Source organism: Sphingomonas sp. Ell38C01 (genome assembly GCF_055231975.1).
On record NZ_JBUYVA010000001.1, the window covers coordinates 360,398 to 376,179 of the forward strand.

The window sequence follows — 15,782 nt, forward strand, 5'->3', positions numbered from 1 at the left end:
CACCGAGCGGGCCCGCCCGTGACGGAAAGACCTCGAAGATGAAAGTGACGGCTGTGGGGGACAGGTCCACCGACATGCCGTACCGTCCGGGAACGCCTCCCGGTCGACCGGCCCATACCCATGCGGCGACCCAGCCCCCGGCACGCCCGGCGCGCGGGTTCGCGCGCCATTATGCCGCGCTCGATCTCGGCACCAACAACTGCCGCCTGCTGATCGCGCGGCCGCAGGGCGACGGCTTCGCGGTGATCGACGCCTTCTCGCGGATCGTCCGGCTCGGCGAGGGGCTGGCGGCGACCGGGCGGCTCAGCGACGCCGCGGTCGATCGCACGATCGCCGCGCTGCGCGTCTGCGCCGACAAGCTCAAGCGCCGCAACGTCGCGCTCGCGCGCTCGGTCGCGACCGAGGCGTGCCGCCGTGCCTCGAACGGCGCGGAGTTCATCGCGCGCGCGCATGCCGAGACGGGCATCTTCCTCGACGTCATCTCCGCGGAGGAGGAGGCGCGGCTCGCGGTGCTCGGCTGCCATGTCCTGATCGAGCCCGGCAACGGCCCCGCGCTCGTCTTCGACATCGGCGGCGGATCGACCGAGCTCGTCCTGATCGACACGACCAGCACGGTGCCGACCGTACTCGACTGGCACAGCGCGCCGTGGGGCGTCGTCTCGCTGACCGAGACCGCGGGCGGCTCCCGCGCCGACGACGCATGCGCACGCGCCGCCACCTATGCGCGGATGCGCGCGCTGGTCGACGACAGCTTTGCGCCGTTCGCCTCGCGCCTTCCCGATGCGGTCGCGCATCCGCGGCTGCTGGGCACCAGCGGCACCGTGACGACGCTCGCCAGCGTCCATCTGGGGCTCAGCCATTACGATCGCGCCGCGGTCGACGGGCTGATCGCCCCCGCGGACGCGATGCGTGCGATCAGCCAGAGCCTTTCGCGGATGAGCGTCGCGGAGCGCGCGACGCTGCCGTGCATCGGCGCGGAGCGCGCCGACCTCGTCGTCGCGGGATGTGCGATCCTCGAGTCGATCCTCGACATCTGGCCCGCCGAGCGGCTGGGCATCGCCGATCGCGGTATCCGCGAAGGCATCCTCCGTCGCCTGATGGGCGCGGCAAGACCGTGAGCGCAAACGCATGAGCAGGGGTGGATCGCAGGGCCGGACGCGGGTGAAGACCGCGCGCGGGCGCACCGCGCAGTCGACGCGCTGGCTCGAGCGCCAGCTGAACGACCCCTATGTGAAGAAGGCGCGCGCCGAAGGCTTCCGCAGCCGCGCCGCCTACAAGCTGACCGAGCTCGACGAGCGCTTCACGATCCTGCGCGGCAAGAAGCGCGTCGTCGATCTGGGCATCGCGCCGGGCGGATGGGCCCAGGTGGTCCGCCGCCAGATCCCGGGCGCGGCGATCGTCGGAATCGATCTGCTGCCGGTCGATCCGATCGACGGCGTCACGATCTTCCAGATGGATTTCATGGACGATCGCGCGCCCGATGCGCTGATCGAGGCGCTGGGCGGCGCGCCCGACCTCGTCATGTCGGACATGGCCGCCAACACCGTCGGCCACCCGCAGACCGACGCGCTACGCACGATGGCGCTGGTCGAGACCGGGCTCGCCTTCGCGTGCGACGTGCTGAAGCCCGGCGGCGATTTCGTCGCCAAGGTCTTCGCGGGCGGCGCCGATTCGGCGCTCGTCGCCGAGATGAAGCGCAACTTCGCCACCGTGAAGCACGCCAAACCCCCGGCGAGCCGCAAGGGCTCGTCCGAATGGTACGTCGTCGCCCAAGGCTTCAAGGGCCGCGCGGCGACGGGTGACGAGGAAGAGAGCACCTAGACCTTTCCCGTCATCCCGGACTTGATCCCGGATACATCTCCCGAGTCATGGATCCGCGACACCGCCGTCAGCTCACACAGCGCCAGCCCCCCGAGAAGAACGGCACTTCGACAAGCTCAGTGCAAACGGAGGTTGGGGACCGAACCAGACACACACCGTCACCCCGGACTTGATCCGGGGCCCCGCGTCTCCGACCCAAGGCAAATCCGGTGATGGATATCCCACATCACCGCGCCAACCCCACCTTACGCTCCAGCCAGTCCGCCGCGGCATCCGGCGTCGCCTTCCCCGCATCCCGGTCCACCATGTAGTTCGCGGTCCGCATCGCCTCCACGGGCACCCGCCCCACCAGCGGCCGCAGCACCGCCTGGAACGCCGCATCCCCCGCACGCCGCGGCGCGGTCAGCAGGATCGCGTCGTAGCCCGGGATCGCGCGCTTCGGATCGGTCAGCACCACCAGCCGGTCCGCCGCGATCCGCCCGTCCGACGAGAAGGCGGAGATCACGTCCGCCCGCCCGCTCGCCAGCGCGCGGTACATGAACGTCGGGCTGTACGGCGTCGTCGCCTTGAAGCGCAGCGGATAGGCGCGCCGCACCGCCGCCCATTCGGGGCGATCGAGAAACTCGAGATCACTTCCGAACACCAGCGACCGGCTCGCGGGCACCAGATCGGCGAGCGACGCGATCCCTCGCCGCCGTGCATCCGCCCCGCGCATCGCGAACGCATAGGCATTCTCGAACCCGAGGCTACCCGGCAGCCCCACGCCGTGTTCGGCTTTCGCCCAGCGTGCGATCCCGGCCACCTGGGCGGCACGCGGCGGCACGTCGCTACGCCCCATCGCGCCGCTCCAGATCGTCCCCGCATAGTCGACATAGACGTCGATCGTCCCGTCGGCGACCGCGCCGAACGCCACCGCGGAGCCCAGCCCGTCACGATACGTCACCCGATATCCCGCCCGCTCCAGCCGATGCCCGATCAGACGTGCCAGGATATATTGCTCGGAAAAGTTCTTCGCGCCCACGACGACGCTCCGGTCCCCGCCCCCGCGCCCGATGATTTGGGGCCAGAGCGGCGCGGTCGCGGCGAGCACCCCCGCCGCCAGCACGCCCAGCGCCCCACCCCACATCCACCGCCGCCGCGTCGCCAGCCCCCGCTCCGCCAGGCCGAGCAGCGCATCCACCGCGAGCGCCAGCCCCGCCGCCGCGACGCATCCGGCGAGCACCAGTGCCCAGGCCTGCGTCTGCAACCCCGCGAAGATCAGGTCGCCCAGGCTCGGTTGCCCGACGGTGGTCGACAGCGTCGCCGCGCCGATCGTCCACACTGCCGCGGTGCGGATCCCCGCCATCGCGACCGGCAGCACCAACGGCGCCTCGACGAGCCGCAGCTTCTGCCCCGGCGTCATCCCCACCCCGTCCGCCGCCTCGATCACCGCCGGGTCCAACCCCGCCAGCCCGGTCACGATGTTGCGGATGATCGGCAGCAGCGCGTACAGCGTCAGCGCGATCAGCGACGGCAGGAACCCCAGCGCCGGGATCCCGCCCCCGACCAGCGCCGACAGCCACAGCAACACCGGATAGAACAGCGCCAGCAGCGCGAGACTGGGCACGGTTTGCACGAGGCTCGCGAATCCCAGCGTCACGCGCGCGACGCCCGGCCGCCGCGCCGACCAGATCGCCAGCGGCACCGCGATCGCGATCCCCAGCAGCAGTGCCGACGCGGCGAGCAGCAGATGCTGTGCCAGCAGGTCGGGCACCCGCCCCATCGCACTCCAGAACGCGCTCACGCCTCCAGCCCCGCGATCCGCCGTGCCTGCTCGCGCGGCACCGCGACCAGCGCCTGCGCCGCCTCGCCCCCCGCGCCGGCCAGCAGCGCGCGCGGCGCCTCGTCCGCAACGACACGGCCCTCGGCCATCACCAGAACGCGGTCCGCGAGCAGCAGCGCCTCGCTCATGTCGTGCGTCACTATGATCGTCGTGAGGGCCAGATCGCGGTGCAGGTCGCGGATCGCCTGCCCGAGATCGTCGCGCGTCACCGGATCGAGCGCGCCGAACGGCTCGTCCATCAGCAACAGTCGCGGCCGCGTCACCAGCGCACGCGCGACGCCGACGCGCTGCCGCTGCCCGCCCGACAGTTCACCCGGCATCCGCGTCGCCATCGCGGCGGGCAGCGCGACCAGATCGAGCATCGCGCGCACCCGTGCCGGATCGGCTTGCCCCGCCAGCCGCAACGGCACCGCGATATTCTCCGCCACGCTCATATGCGGGAACAGTCCGACACCCTGGAACACATAGCCGATGCGCCGCCGAAGCACCGGCGCCGGCCCATCCGCCACGTCGGCGCCATCGATCGTCACCCGCCCCGCATCGGCGTCGACCAGCCGGTTGACCATCTTCATCAGCGTCGACTTGCCCGATCCAGAGGCACCGACCAGCGCGACGAACGTGCCGCCCGCGATCGCGACACGCACGCCGTCGACCGCCGCGACGCCGCCGAACCGCTTCGTCACGCCCTCGAAGGCGACTGCGGGAGCGAACTCTGGCATCCGGCGGCAGGATGGGTGATGCTGGCGGAAAGTCAAAGGGGAGAATGGGATGAAGGCGATTCTGGTCACCGGCGGCGGTTCGGGCATCGGCCGCGCGACCGCGACGCTGTTCTCCGCCAAGGGCTGGCGCGTCGGGCTCGCCGACATCAACGCCGCCGGACTGGCAGCCACCGCCGCGACCTTGCCCGCGGAGCGCACCACGACGCACGCAATGGACGTGCGCGACCGGAACGACTGGGTCCGTACGCTTTCGGATTTCGTCGCGGCGAGCGGCGGGCGGCTCGACGTGCTGTTCAACAATGCCGGGATCGCCAGCGGCGGCCCGTTCGCGGAGATGGACCCCGCGACGCTCGACCGCGTCATCGACGTCAATTTCCGCGGCGTCGCCTATGGCGCGCTGTTCGCGCACAGTCACCTGAAGGCGACGCGCGAGCGCGAGGGCGCGGCGTGCCTGCTCAACACCGCCTCCGCCTCGGCGATCTACGGCTCGGCCGGGCTCGCCACCTATTCCGCGACCAAGTTCGCGGTGCGCGCGCTGACCGAGGCGCTCGACGCCGAATGGGCGCCCGACGGTATCACGGTGCGTGACCTGATGCCCGGCTTCATCGACACCCCGCTGCTCGATTTCGCGATGCCAGGCTCGAACCGCACCGCGCGCGACAACGTCGCGGAGGCGGGGCTGGAGTTCACCCCCGTCGAGGCGGTCGCGCAGGCGGCGTGGGATGCGGTCCACGGCAAGCGGCTCCACACCCTCGTCGGGCCCACCGCGCGCAAACTCGCGTTCGCCGCACGCTGGATGCCCGCACGGCTGGGCAAGCGGATGCGCGACGCCGCGTTCGCACGGGGGCGGTGAATTAGAACTGTCCGCTCATCCTGAGGAGAGGCGGAGCGAAGCCGAAGACTCGTCTCGAAGGACACGCCCCGGGACGTCCTTCGAGACGGCATTTCTAATTCGCTCAATGCCTCCTCAGGATGAGCGGGTCGTGGGCTCACCCGTCCAGGATCGAATCGATCGCCTCGGCCAGTTCGACGTCGCGGTGGCTCAGCCCGCCTGCGTCGTGCGTGGTCAACGTAATCTCCACGCGATTCCATACATTGGTCCACTCGGGGTGGTGATCCGCCTTCTCCGCGATCAGCGCGACCTGCGTCATGAACCCGAACGCCTCGGCGAAGTCGCTGAACACGATCGATCGCGTGATCGCGTCGCGCGCATCGTCGTAGTCCCAGTCTGGCAGGCCATCGAGCGCCTCGGCGCGCTCGGTCTCGTTCAGCTGCTCGATCGTCGCCATGGCTCTTCCCTTTGCCGCCGCTCTGTCAATCGGTATGGCGGTGACGATGAGCGAGCAAGCGACAATCGGAGCATTGGCAGGCGAAGCCCCCTCCGCGGACGCGATCGAGGCGATCGCGCGCGCGACGATCGCGAAGCTGCCCGCGCCGTTCGCCGCGCATCTGGGCGACGTCGTGCTGCTGATCGAGGAAGTCGCCGACGACGAGACGCTCGCCGATCTGGGCATCGATCACCCGCTCGACCTGACCGGGCTTTACCACGGCCGCCCGGTCGGCGAGAAATCGGCGTTCGACGCGGTCGCGCTACCAGACCGGATCCACCTCTATCGCCAGCCGATCCTTGCCGAATGGTGCGAGACGGGGGTCCGGCTCGACGATCTCGTCGCGCACGTCACGATTCACGAGATCGGGCATCATTTCGGGCTGAGCGACGCCGACATGCACGCGCTGGAAGATGCGGTCGGCGTGGGCGACGCGTGACGCCGGGGCTGATCGCCAGATCCCTGACGTGCACGCGCGGCGGGCGGACGCTGTTCTCGGACCTGTCGTTCCGCCTCGCCCCCGGCGATGCCGCGCGGGTGACGGGCGCGAACGGCGCGGGCAAGTCGTCGCTGCTGCGCCTGCTCGCCGGCCTTCTCCGCGCTAACGGGACGGTGGCGCTGGTCGATGACCCGGCGACGCACTGGCCGATGCCGCGCGCGCTGATGGCGGAGGCGCACGCGCTCGACGCGGAGCGGCGCCTGCGCGACGCGCTGCTGTTCTGGGCGTCGCTCGATCGCGGCGGCGCGGCCGCGGTGCGTGTCGACGCCGCACTGGCGGCGACCGGGCTCACCCCGCTCGCGACCATCCCGGTGCGGCTGCTCTCGACCGGCCAGCGCCACCGCGCGACACTCGCGCGCATCGTTGCGACGCAGGCGCGCGTCTGGCTGCTCGACGAACCCGCCAACGGGCTCGACGCGGCGGCGGTGACGACGCTAGAGGCGCTGATCGCGGAGCATCGCCGCGCGGGCGGCATCGTCGTCGTCGCGACGCACCAGCCGATCGCGCTCTCCGATGCGCTCGAGGTGGCGTTGTGAGGCTTTGGACACTGATCGCGCGCGACGTGCGGCGCGGCTATGCCGGCGGCGGCGCGACCTTGACGATCGTGTTCTTCCTCCTCGTCGCGACGCTCTTCCCCTTCGCGATCGGCCCCGACGCCGCGCTGCTCGCCCGCGCCGGCGGCGGCGTGATCTGGGCCGCGGCGCTGCTCGCCGCGCTGATGCCGGTCGAGCGGCTCGTCGCGCCCGATCTCGAGTCGGGCGCGATCGACCAGTTCGCGACGCACGGCCTGTCGCTCGCCGCGGTGATGGCGGCCAAGACGCTCGCGCACTGGCTCGCCTTCGCGCCGCCGCTGATGCTCGCCGCGATCGCCGCCGCCGCACTGCTGGGCATCGACGGCGCGACGCTCGCAGTGGTCGAGGCGGGTCTCGCGATCGGCACGCCGGGTCTCGCCGCGCTGGCGGTGGCGACCGGCGCGCTGGTCGCAGGCGCGCGCGGCGGCGGCGCGGTCGCGGGGTTGGTGATGCTGCCGCTCGCGGTGCCGCTGCTGATCTTCGGTGCGGGCGCGATCGAGGGCGGCATGGGCGCACTCAAGCTGCTCTCCGCGATCAGCCTGCTTCTCGTGGCGGGCGCACCGTTCGTCGCCGCGATGGCGGTGCGCGCGGCGATGGATTGAGCGATCGCGCGATCGCCCTTTTCCCCGTCCGTTCCGCGGCCTATAGCCCGCCCGACATGTCCACCGCGACGCCCCTCCTGCCGCCCGCCGACTGGCGCGATTTCCTGGCGCTGACGAAGCCCCGGGTGATGACGCTCGTCGTCTTCACCGGCCTGTGCGGGATGCTCGCCGCGCCTGAGGCCATTCACCCGGTCCTCGGCTTCACCGCGATCCTGTGCATCGCGCTCGGCGCGGGCGCGGCGGGCGCGCTCAACCAATGGTATGAATCGGACATCGACGCGGTGATGAAGCGCACCGCCGGGCGCCCGCTGCCCGCGGGCCGGATGGAGCGGCAGTCCGCGCTTCACTTCGGGGTCGGGCTTTCGGTCTTTTCGGTGATCCTGATGGGGCTGGCGGTGAACTTGGCGGCGGCGTCGATCCTGCTCGTCTCGATCCTGTTCTACGTGCTGATCTACACCGTCTGGCTCAAGCGGCGCACGCCGCAGAACATCGTCATCGGCGGGGCGGCGGGCGCGTTTCCGCCGCTGATCGGCTGGGCGGCGGCGACGGGCGACGTCGCGCTGCTGCCGGTGCTGCTGTTCAGCCTCGTCTTCCTGTGGACGCCACCGCATTTCTGGGCGCTCGCGCTGTTCGTGAAGACCGATTACGCCAATGCCGGCGTGCCGATGCTCCCCGTCGTTGCGGGCGAGCGGGTGACGCGGCGGCAGATCGGGCTCTACACCATCCCTATGGCGATCGTCGCGGTCGCGCCGTGGCCGCTGGGGCTGACGGGCGCGATCTACGGCGTCGCGGCGACGCTGCTGACCGCGGCGTTCGCGCTCCTCGCGCTCCGGGTCGCGACCCGCACGCAGGCGCCGGACGACGCGATGAAGCCGGAGAAGCGTCTGTTCGCCTATTCGATCCTCTATCTCTTCGCCGTCTTCGGCGCGCTCGTGATCGACAGGTGGATGGCATGACTCCCGACGAACGACAGGTGATCCGCAAGCGCCAGCATGCGCGCGCCCTGGTGATGGCGTTGCTGCTCGGCGCGCTCGTGGTCCTCGTCTTCGCGATCACGATCGCCAAGATCCGCGCGGGGATGCCGCACGGATGAGGATGGCCCGCACCACGCGCACCGCGTTGCTTGCGGTGCTGGGCATCTGCTTCATGACCGGGCTCGCCTGGGCCAGCGTCCCGCTCTATCGCCTCTTCTGCCAGGCGACTGGGCTGAACGGCACGACGCAGCGCGGGCTGGTCGCCCCGGGCGCGGTCGACGGCAGGATCACCGTCGCGTTCGACGCCAACGTGAACGCGAAACTGCCATGGCGCTTCGTGCCCGAGACGGAGCAGGACACGGTTGCGATCGGCGCGCGCGACATGGCGTTCTTCACCGCCACCAACCGCTCGCCCCGCGAAATCACCGGCACCGCGACCTACAACGTCACGCCGGCGCAGGCGGGCAAGTATTTCACCAAGATCCAGTGCTTCTGCTTCACGCAACAGACGCTGAAACCCGGCGAGACGGTGCGGATGCCCGTCATCTTCTACGTCGACCCGAAGATCATGGACGATCCGGACGCGCGCGACGTGAAGACGATCACGCTCAGCTATACGTTTTACCCGGTGGATTCCGCGAAGACGTCGAGCTAGGGTCGCGCGACAAGAAGACTGACGAGACGAACGGGGACGAGAGATGGCAGGCGCCGTAAACCACGACTATCACATCCTGCCGCCCAGCCCGTGGCCGCTGATCGGTGCGCTGTCGGCGTTCGTGATGGCGGTCGGCGGCGTGATGTACATGCACGAGGCCGCGCACGGCGGGTGGATCCTGCTCGCCGGGTTCGCCGCGGTGCTCTTCACGATGTACGGCTGGTGGCACCAGGTGATCCGCGAGGCGCATGCGGGCGATCACACACCCGTCGTCCAGCTCCATTTCCGCTACGGGATGATCCTGTTCATCGCGTCCGAGGTGATGTTCTTCGTCGGCTGGTTCTGGGCGTTCTTCGATTTCTCGCTCTTCCCCACCGCGATGTCTTTCGTCGACGGCCAGGTCGAACGCGCCGCCGAGGGCGCGACCGCGATCGCCGCGCAGTGGCCGCCCAAGGGGCTCGAGGTCATCAACGCGTTCGAGTTCCCGCTGCTCAACACGCTGATCCTGCTGCTGTCGGGCACCACCGTCACCTGGGCGCACCACGCGCTGATCCACGGCCAGCGCGGCGGCGAGAAGACCGGTGCATGGGGTCTGCTCGGCGTCGGCAACCGCGACGGCGTGTTGAAGGGGCTTTGGCTCACGATCGTGCTCGGCGCGATCTTCAGCTGCATCCAGGCGTACGAGTATGCGCATGCGCCCTTCCCGTTCAAGGGGCTGAACTACGGCGCGTCGTTCTTCATGGCGACCGGGTTCCACGGCGTCCACGTCCTGATCGGCACGATCTTCCTGATCGTCTGCCTGATCCGCGCGTACAAGGGCGACTTCACCCCGCGCCAGCATTTCGGGTTCGAGGCCGCCGCCTGGTATTGGCACTTCGTCGACGTGGTGTGGCTGTTCCTGTTCGTCACCATCTATGTCTGGGGCGGCTGGGGCGCGCCCATCCACGCCGGATGACGATCGAGGGCGCGGCCCCCTCGGCGGAGCCGCGCCCGCCAACGTCCAACCCGCCGCCGCGCCCGCTCGATTGCGGGCTCCATGGGCAATGCCCGCGCTGCGGTGCTAGGACGCTGTTCCGCAGCTATATTCAGTTCGCCGATCGCTGCTCTTCCTGCGCACTGGATTTCGCCAGCTTCAACGTCGGGGACGGCCCCGCCGCCTTCCTCACGCTCGTGCTCGGCGCGATCGTCGTCATCCTCGCGATCACGCTGGAGCTGACGCTTCACCCGCCGCTCTGGCTCCACATGCTGATCTGGACACCGTTCACCGCACTCGGCGTGGTGCTGTCGCTGCGCGTCGCCAAGGGCTGGCTGATCGCGCTCGAATATCGCAACGCCGCGCGTGAGGGGCGCGTGAAGGATCCGTTGCCATGAGGCGCTGGCCGCTCGTCCCCACGATCGTCGTCGCGCTCGCGGTCGCCGCGATGATCGGGCTCGGCCTTTGGCAATTGCTCGACCGGCTGCCGCAGAAGGAAGCGTATCTCGCGCAGCTCGCCGCCAACCCGGCCAAGCCCGCGATCGCGTTCCCGCGCTTCCCCGACGACACGCTGCTGTTCCGCCGCGCGTCGGCCTTCTGCCTCCAGCCCGTCTCGATCGACCGCGCCGGTGCGGGCTCGGCCGGCTACCGGATGATCGCCAGCTGCCGCACCGGCGCCGAAGGGCCGGGCTTCAAGGTCCAGCTCGGCACCACACGCGATCCCAAGGCCACGGTCGCGTGGCGCGGCGGCAAGGTGTCGGGCTATGTCAGCCACGCCCCCGATGCGCGCCCGCTGATCGCCGGGCTGTTCGACGACACCCCACGGGCGATGCTGCTCGTCTCCGACGCCCCCGCGCCCGGCCTCGCCGCGAACGCCCGGCCGGACGTGTCCGCGGTCCCCAACAACCACTTCGCCTATGCGATGCAGTGGTTCTTCTTCGCGCTCGTCGCCGCGATGATCTACGTCCTCGCGGTCCGCCGCCGCATCGTGCGATAACGACGATGGCCGGCGGCATGCGTGGCCGATGCCTGTGCGGCGGCGTCACCGTCGAGGTGCCGGAGCCGGTGAACTCGGTCGGCACCTGTCACTGCGATCAGTGTCGCCGGTGGTGCAGCGGCCCGTGGATGTCGCTGCGGGCACCGCCCGGGACGCACATCGCGGGCGAGACGTTGCGGATCCACCGGTCGTCGCGCTTCGCGGAGCGGGGGTTCTGCGACCGCTGCGGCAGCAGTATCTTTCACCGCCCGGTCGACGGCCCCGATCTCGCGATTTCGGCCGGGATGTTCGACCCGGCCGGGTTCACGCTCGATCACGAGATCTTCCACGATCGCAAGCCGCCCTTTTACGCATTCGGCGGTACGGCCGCGAAGCGCAGTGCCTTGTCGATGGCGATCGAATGGGCGCCACGTCTGGCGATCCGCGCGCTCAAGCAACGAATCGTCGGCGTTGCCCCCGACGCATCGGATCGCTAACCCGCGCGGATGCAGTATGTCAGCACCCGCGGCTCCGCCCCCACGCTCGACTTTCGCGGTGCGACGCTCGCGGGCCTCGCCGCCGATGGCGGGCTCTACGTCCCCGAGACATGGCCGACGCTAACCCGCGACCAGATCGCCGACCTCGCCGGGCTCTCCTATGCGCAGACCGCCGCGCGGGTGATGGCGCCGTTCGTCGGCGACACGCTGACGCCCGAGGAGCTCCTGGCGCTGTGCGAAACCGCCTATGGCCGGTTCAGTCACGCCGCGGTCGTCCCGCTCGTCCAGCTCGATCACGACCAGTGGCTGCTCGAGCTGTTCCATGGCCCCACGCTCGCGTTCAAGGACGTCGCGCTGCAGCTGCTCGGGCTGTTGTTCGAACGCTTCCTGACGGGGACGTCTACCCACCTGACGATCGTCGGCGCGACGAGCGGCGACACCGGCTCCGCCGCGATCGACGCGGTGGCGGGTCGCGCGGGCATCGATATCTTCATGCTCCATCCCGAGGGCCGCGTCAGCGATGTCCAGCGGCGGCAGATGACGACGGTGCTGTCGCCCAACGTCCACAACATCGCGATCCGCGGCGATTTCGACACCGCGCAGGCGCTAGTGAAGGCGATGTTCAACGACCCCGCCTTCTCGTCGCGGTTCCAGCTCAGCGCGGTGAACTCGATCAACTGGGCGCGGCTGATGGCGCAGGTTGTCTATTACTTCTACGCTGGCGTCCGCCTCGGCGCGCCCGATCGCGCGGTCGCCTATGCGGTGCCGACGGGCAATTTCGGCGACGTGTTCGCGGGCTATGTCGCGCAGCGCATGGGGCTGCCCGTCGCCAAGCTGATCGTCGCGACCAACGTCAACGACATCCTCCATCGCGCGCTGTCGTCGGGCGACTATTCCAGCACCACCGTCACCGCCACCGCGACGCCGTCGATGGACATCCAGGTCAGCTCGAACTTCGAACGCCTGCTGTTCGATCTCGCCGCGCGCGACGGATCGGCGCTGGCGGCGCAGATGAAGGGGTTCGAATCGACCCGCGCGATGCGGCTCACCAATGCGCAGCGCGAGGGCGCCGCCGCGCTCTTCGCCAGCGCGCGTGTCGACGGTGACGGCATGGCGGGCGCGATGCGCTGGGCCTGCGAAGCGTCCGCGCAGGTGATCGACCCGCACACCGCGATCGCGCTGGCCGCCGCGCGCGAGGCGGACCTGGGCGTGCCGGTCGTCACACTGGCGACCGCACACCCCGCCAAATTCCCCGCCGCGGTCGAGCGCGCGACAGGCGTCCGCCCGTCGCTCCCCCCCCGCGTCGGCGACCTGTTCGACCGCGCCGAGCGGTTCGACGTGCTCGATTCGACGTTCGACGCTGTCACCGGCTACATCGCCGCGCGGGCGACCCCGCGGGCCTGATCGCGATGGACCTGAAGACCCTTATCGGCGAGCCCTGGGCCGATTACGGCCTAATCGACTCGGGTCATGGCCGCAAGCTCGAGCGCTATGGCCGCTTCCGTTTCGTCCGCCCCGAGCCGCAGGCGCTGTGGGCCCCCGCGACGACCGACTGGCGCGCGACCGCCGAATTCCTCCCCGGCGCGGACGAGGACGGCGGCGGTCGCTGGCAGTTCGCCGAGCCCACGCCCCGTGACGGCTGGACGCTCAAATGGGACGAGGTCGCCTTCACCGCGCAGACCACGCCGTTCCGCCATCTGGGCTTCTTCCCCGACATGGCCCCTGTCTGGACGTGGATGCGCGAGCGCGTCGCCGGCCTCGACGCGCCCGAGTGCATGAACCTGTTCGGCTATACCGGAGTCGGCACGCTCGCGATGGCGACGCGGGGGGCGAAGATGGTCCATGTCGACGCCTCGAAGAAGTCGGTCGAGGCCGCCAAGGGCAACGCCGCACTGTCCGGGATGTCTGACGCCCCGGTCCGCTGGATCATCGACGACGCCGCCAAGTTCGTCGCGCGCGAGGTGCGCCGCCAGCGCCGCTATGACGGCATCCTGCTCGATCCCCCGAAATATGGTCGCGGGCCCGAGGGCGAGGTCTGGCGGCTGGAAGAGGATCTGCCGAAGCTGATCGCGAGCTGCCGCCAGCTGCTCGATGCCGAATCGCGCTTCCTGTTCCTCACCGTCTATGCGGTCCGCATGTCCGCGCTCGCGATCGGCGAGATGCTCGCCCAGGCCTTTGCGGACCTGCCCGGCACCGTCGAGGCGGGCGAACTTGGCGTCCGCGAGGAAGCCCGCGGCCTCGTCCTCCCCACCGCGATCTGGGCGCGCTGGAGCCGCTGACGGGGCTGACGGACGCGCCCGTCGTTCCGGAGCTGCCCTTCCCCCCGTTCGTGCTGAGCTCGTCGAAGCACCGTCCTTCTTCTCGACCTCAACCAAGAAAGGACGAGCGCGTTTGGCCAAACCCGTCACCCCGGACGTGATTCGGTGTCCAGAATGCCGCGAACACCGGCGCCCGACCCCCTATCGAAAGCGCTGGCGGAGGAGTGGTCCCGGATCAGGGCTTTCCTGAGCGTGTCGAAGGATCCGGGGCGACGAGAGCGTAAGGCAAAAGCCGTACCGACCAGCCCCCGTTACCGCACCCGCCCCAGCCACTCCACCAGCAGCCGCGTCACCGCCTCCGGCCGCTCCTGTTGCGTCCAGTGCCCGACGCCCTCCAGCAGATGCCCCTCCACCTTTGGTGCGAAATGCCGCATCAGCCCCACCGGATCGGTCACCGCGCCGAACAGCGTCGTCGCGGGGTCTTTCGTCCCGCCGATGAACAGGCACGGCTGCTCGATCCGCGCCTCCGCCCAGGGCCGCGTCCACGCGAAGTCGCGCTCGTGATTGCGATAGCGGTTTAGCGGACCGCGCAAGCCCGACGCCTCGAACTCGCCGACATAATAGTCGATGTCGGCATCGCCCAGCCACGCCGGAAACGGCGCGGGATCGATCATTCCCTCGAGCAGCGTCGCATCCGCCCGCTTTTCGGGCCATGTGCCCTCGGGGGCATCGCCCGAGATCGCATAGTACATTCGGCGCAGGAACCCCCGGACGTCCGCCTCCAGCTCGGATTCCGCCACGCCCTCGGGCTGGAAATAGGCCTGGTAGAAGAAGCGATCGCGATCGGTGAAGGCTTCCTTGAACACCTCGGTGAACGGCCGCCGCGCGATCCCCGAAAAGGGGACCGACATCCCCGCCACCGCCTTGAACCGATCCGAGCGCGTCACCGCGCCGTGCCATACGATCGGCGCGCCCCAGTCATGCCCGACGAGGATCGCCGGGGCGTCCGGCGACAACGCGTCCGCGACGCCGACCAGATCCGCGACGATGTGTTCCATCGCATAGGCTGCGACCGCGTGCGGCTTGTCCGACCCGCCATAGCCGCGCACATCGATCGCGCAGGCGGTGAACCCCGCTGCCGCGACCGGCCCCAGCTGGTGCCGCCACGAATACCAGCTCTCGGGAAAGCCGTGGACGAACAGGACCAGCGGCCCGTCGCCCTCCACCGCGGCGCGAAGACGCAGTTCGCCCGTATCGATCATGCGGAATTCGGTCATTGCGCCTCTCCTGCGCCCTCTCGGCGTCGGTAGCGATAGTCGTAGAGATGCGTCCCGAAGCCAAGCCCCCGATACAGCGCGATCGCAGCCGGATTGTCGGCCGCGACCTGAAGGCACGCGTCGCGCGCACCGTGCGCGAACGCCCACGCCATCAACGTCGCCACGCAATCGCGCGCCAGTCCCGTTCGGCGGTGCGACGGGTCGGTCGCGACCGCCTCGATCACCAGTACCCCGTCCGCGATCGCGCCATAGGCCACCGCCGCGCCGATTCCGTCGACGTCGCGCGACGCGAACGCCACCGGCCCCCTGATGCGTCGCGTCATCGCCCGCATCGCCTCCGGCGCGATCGCGGGCACCAGCCGCGCGCGCGTCGCGAGCCATGCGTGGTTTGCACTGGGCGTGAGACGCGCCGCGCCGTCGACCGGGCCGAGCACGGCGTGCAGCGTCGCGGTGACACCCTCCGCGGCTGCAAAGCCGGCGTCGTCCAGCACGGAGCCGGTCTCGCCGACGAAATCGGGCAGGCGCAGGATCATCGGCTGGCCGGCGCGCCCGTAGATCGCGTCGATCGCCTTCAGGTCCCCGGCTCGTAGTACGGCCCCCCGGCACGCCGGGCTCGCCGCGTTGATGCGCCGCGTCGGGCCGCCCGAAACCCGCACGAACCAGTCCCCGACACGCGCGACGCGGTCCGCCGGCCACGCCGCCGTGCAGGCTTGCTCCGCACGCCAGATCCGGTCATCCATCGGCCGCGGTCCTTTCCCGGGTCTGCGATCCGGCTGGCAGGACATACACCGCCCCGCAACGCAAAACGC

Annotated in this window: 20 protein-coding genes; 15 read left to right on the forward strand and 5 right to left on the reverse strand. The window is 70.2% G+C overall.

The annotated features are described in order from the left end of the window. The first annotated feature begins 74 nt into the window (after positions 1–74). Both ACV7NO_RS01695 and ACV7NO_RS01700 read left to right on the forward strand, forming a co-directional pair. Entirely contained in the window at positions 75–1,118 is a 1,044-nt protein-coding gene (locus ACV7NO_RS01695; RefSeq protein WP_463404305.1) for a Ppx/GppA phosphatase family protein, read from the forward strand. Between the two features lie 10 nt (positions 1,119–1,128). Further along, positions 1,129–1,821, forward strand: a complete 693-nt coding sequence (locus ACV7NO_RS01700; RefSeq protein ID WP_463404306.1) for an RlmE family RNA methyltransferase — start codon at positions 1,129–1,131, stop codon at positions 1,819–1,821. Positions 1,822–2,047: 226 nt separating this feature from the next. On the opposite strand, the gene ACV7NO_RS01705 is transcribed toward ACV7NO_RS01700, so the two are convergent. Continuing rightward, the gene (locus ACV7NO_RS01705) at positions 2,048–3,583 is read right to left on the reverse strand and encodes an ABC transporter permease/substrate-binding protein (protein ID WP_463407252.1); all 1,536 of its coding nucleotides are present in this window, start codon (positions 3,581–3,583) and stop codon (positions 2,048–2,050) included. 17 nt (positions 3,584–3,600) lie between these two features. Continuing rightward, positions 3,601–4,362, reverse strand: coding sequence for an ATP-binding cassette domain-containing protein (locus tag ACV7NO_RS01710; RefSeq protein WP_463404307.1), 762 nt, complete (start codon positions 4,360–4,362; stop codon positions 3,601–3,603). A gap of 49 nt (positions 4,363–4,411) precedes the next feature. Here ACV7NO_RS01710 and ACV7NO_RS01715 point away from each other — a divergent pair, with 49 nt between their 5' ends. Next, positions 4,412–5,215: an SDR family oxidoreductase gene (locus tag ACV7NO_RS01715; RefSeq protein WP_463404308.1), complete on the forward strand. Its 804-nt coding sequence runs from the start codon at positions 4,412–4,414 to the stop codon at positions 5,213–5,215. Positions 5,216–5,351: 136 nt separating this feature from the next. On the opposite strand, the gene ACV7NO_RS01720 is transcribed toward ACV7NO_RS01715, so the two are convergent. Further along, positions 5,352–5,651: a 4a-hydroxytetrahydrobiopterin dehydratase gene (locus ACV7NO_RS01720; protein WP_463404309.1), complete on the reverse strand. Its 300-nt coding sequence runs from the start codon at positions 5,649–5,651 to the stop codon at positions 5,352–5,354. Between the two features lie 34 nt (positions 5,652–5,685). On the opposite strand from ACV7NO_RS01720, the gene ACV7NO_RS01725 reads away from it, so the two are divergent. Genes ACV7NO_RS01725 through ACV7NO_RS01780 form a run of 12 tightly spaced genes read left to right on the forward strand, consistent with a single transcriptional unit; the run spans position 5,686 to position 13,717 of the window. After that, positions 5,686–6,129 (forward strand): metallopeptidase family protein, encoded by a 444-nt coding sequence (locus tag ACV7NO_RS01725; protein ID WP_463404310.1) that lies wholly within the window; start codon positions 5,686–5,688, stop codon positions 6,127–6,129. Beyond that, positions 6,126–6,725: a heme ABC exporter ATP-binding protein CcmA gene (gene ccmA, locus ACV7NO_RS01730; protein ID WP_463404311.1), complete on the forward strand. Its 600-nt coding sequence runs from the start codon at positions 6,126–6,128 to the stop codon at positions 6,723–6,725. Before ACV7NO_RS01725 ends, ccmA begins: the two co-directional genes overlap by 4 nt. Further along, a complete protein-coding gene (locus ACV7NO_RS01735; protein ID WP_463404312.1) occupies positions 6,722–7,363 on the forward strand; it encodes a heme exporter protein CcmB in 642 nt (213 codons plus the stop codon). The genes ccmA and ACV7NO_RS01735 overlap by 4 nt, the downstream gene beginning before the upstream one ends. A gap of 56 nt (positions 7,364–7,419) precedes the next feature. Continuing rightward, on the forward strand, positions 7,420–8,319 hold the full coding sequence (locus tag ACV7NO_RS01740; protein WP_463404313.1) for a heme o synthase: 900 nt from the start codon (positions 7,420–7,422) through the stop codon (positions 8,317–8,319). Beyond that, entirely contained in the window at positions 8,316–8,456 is a 141-nt protein-coding gene (locus tag ACV7NO_RS01745; protein WP_463404314.1) for a hypothetical protein, read from the forward strand. The genes ACV7NO_RS01740 and ACV7NO_RS01745 overlap by 4 nt, the downstream gene beginning before the upstream one ends. After that, positions 8,453–8,992 carry a cytochrome c oxidase assembly protein gene (locus ACV7NO_RS01750; protein WP_463404315.1) on the forward strand — a complete coding sequence of 180 codons (540 nt, stop codon included), beginning with the start codon at positions 8,453–8,455 and terminating at the stop codon, positions 8,990–8,992. The genes ACV7NO_RS01745 and ACV7NO_RS01750 overlap by 4 nt, the downstream gene beginning before the upstream one ends. A 43-nt stretch (positions 8,993–9,035) precedes the next feature. Further along, on the forward strand, positions 9,036–9,947 hold the full coding sequence (locus tag ACV7NO_RS01755; protein WP_463404316.1) for a cytochrome c oxidase subunit 3: 912 nt from the start codon (positions 9,036–9,038) through the stop codon (positions 9,945–9,947). Then, complete coding sequence (locus tag ACV7NO_RS01760) at positions 9,944–10,363, forward strand: DUF983 domain-containing protein (protein ID WP_463404317.1); 420 nt, start codon at positions 9,944–9,946, stop codon at positions 10,361–10,363. The genes ACV7NO_RS01755 and ACV7NO_RS01760 overlap by 4 nt, the downstream gene beginning before the upstream one ends. Then, positions 10,360–10,962, forward strand: a complete 603-nt coding sequence (locus ACV7NO_RS01765; protein WP_463404318.1) for an SURF1 family cytochrome oxidase biogenesis protein — start codon at positions 10,360–10,362, stop codon at positions 10,960–10,962. Before ACV7NO_RS01760 ends, ACV7NO_RS01765 begins: the two co-directional genes overlap by 4 nt. A 5-nt stretch (positions 10,963–10,967) precedes the next feature. Then, positions 10,968–11,438 (forward strand): GFA family protein, encoded by a 471-nt coding sequence (locus tag ACV7NO_RS01770; protein ID WP_463404319.1) that lies wholly within the window; start codon positions 10,968–10,970, stop codon positions 11,436–11,438. A 9-nt stretch (positions 11,439–11,447) separates the two neighbouring features. Next, positions 11,448–12,842: a threonine synthase gene (thrC, locus tag ACV7NO_RS01775; RefSeq protein WP_463404320.1), complete on the forward strand. Its 1,395-nt coding sequence runs from the start codon at positions 11,448–11,450 to the stop codon at positions 12,840–12,842. Between the two features lie 5 nt (positions 12,843–12,847). Further along, positions 12,848–13,717 carry a class I SAM-dependent methyltransferase gene (locus ACV7NO_RS01780; RefSeq protein ID WP_463404321.1) on the forward strand — a complete coding sequence of 290 codons (870 nt, stop codon included), beginning with the start codon at positions 12,848–12,850 and terminating at the stop codon, positions 13,715–13,717. 290 nt (positions 13,718–14,007) lie between these two features. On the opposite strand, the gene ACV7NO_RS01785 is transcribed toward ACV7NO_RS01780, so the two are convergent. Continuing rightward, positions 14,008–14,973 (reverse strand): alpha/beta fold hydrolase, encoded by a 966-nt coding sequence (locus ACV7NO_RS01785; RefSeq protein ID WP_463404322.1) that lies wholly within the window; start codon positions 14,971–14,973, stop codon positions 14,008–14,010. Beyond that, on the reverse strand, positions 14,970–15,713 hold the full coding sequence (locus ACV7NO_RS01790) for a GNAT family N-acetyltransferase (protein WP_463404323.1): 744 nt from the start codon (positions 15,711–15,713) through the stop codon (positions 14,970–14,972). The genes ACV7NO_RS01785 and ACV7NO_RS01790 overlap by 4 nt, the downstream gene beginning before the upstream one ends. Positions 15,714–15,782 lie beyond the last annotated feature (69 nt).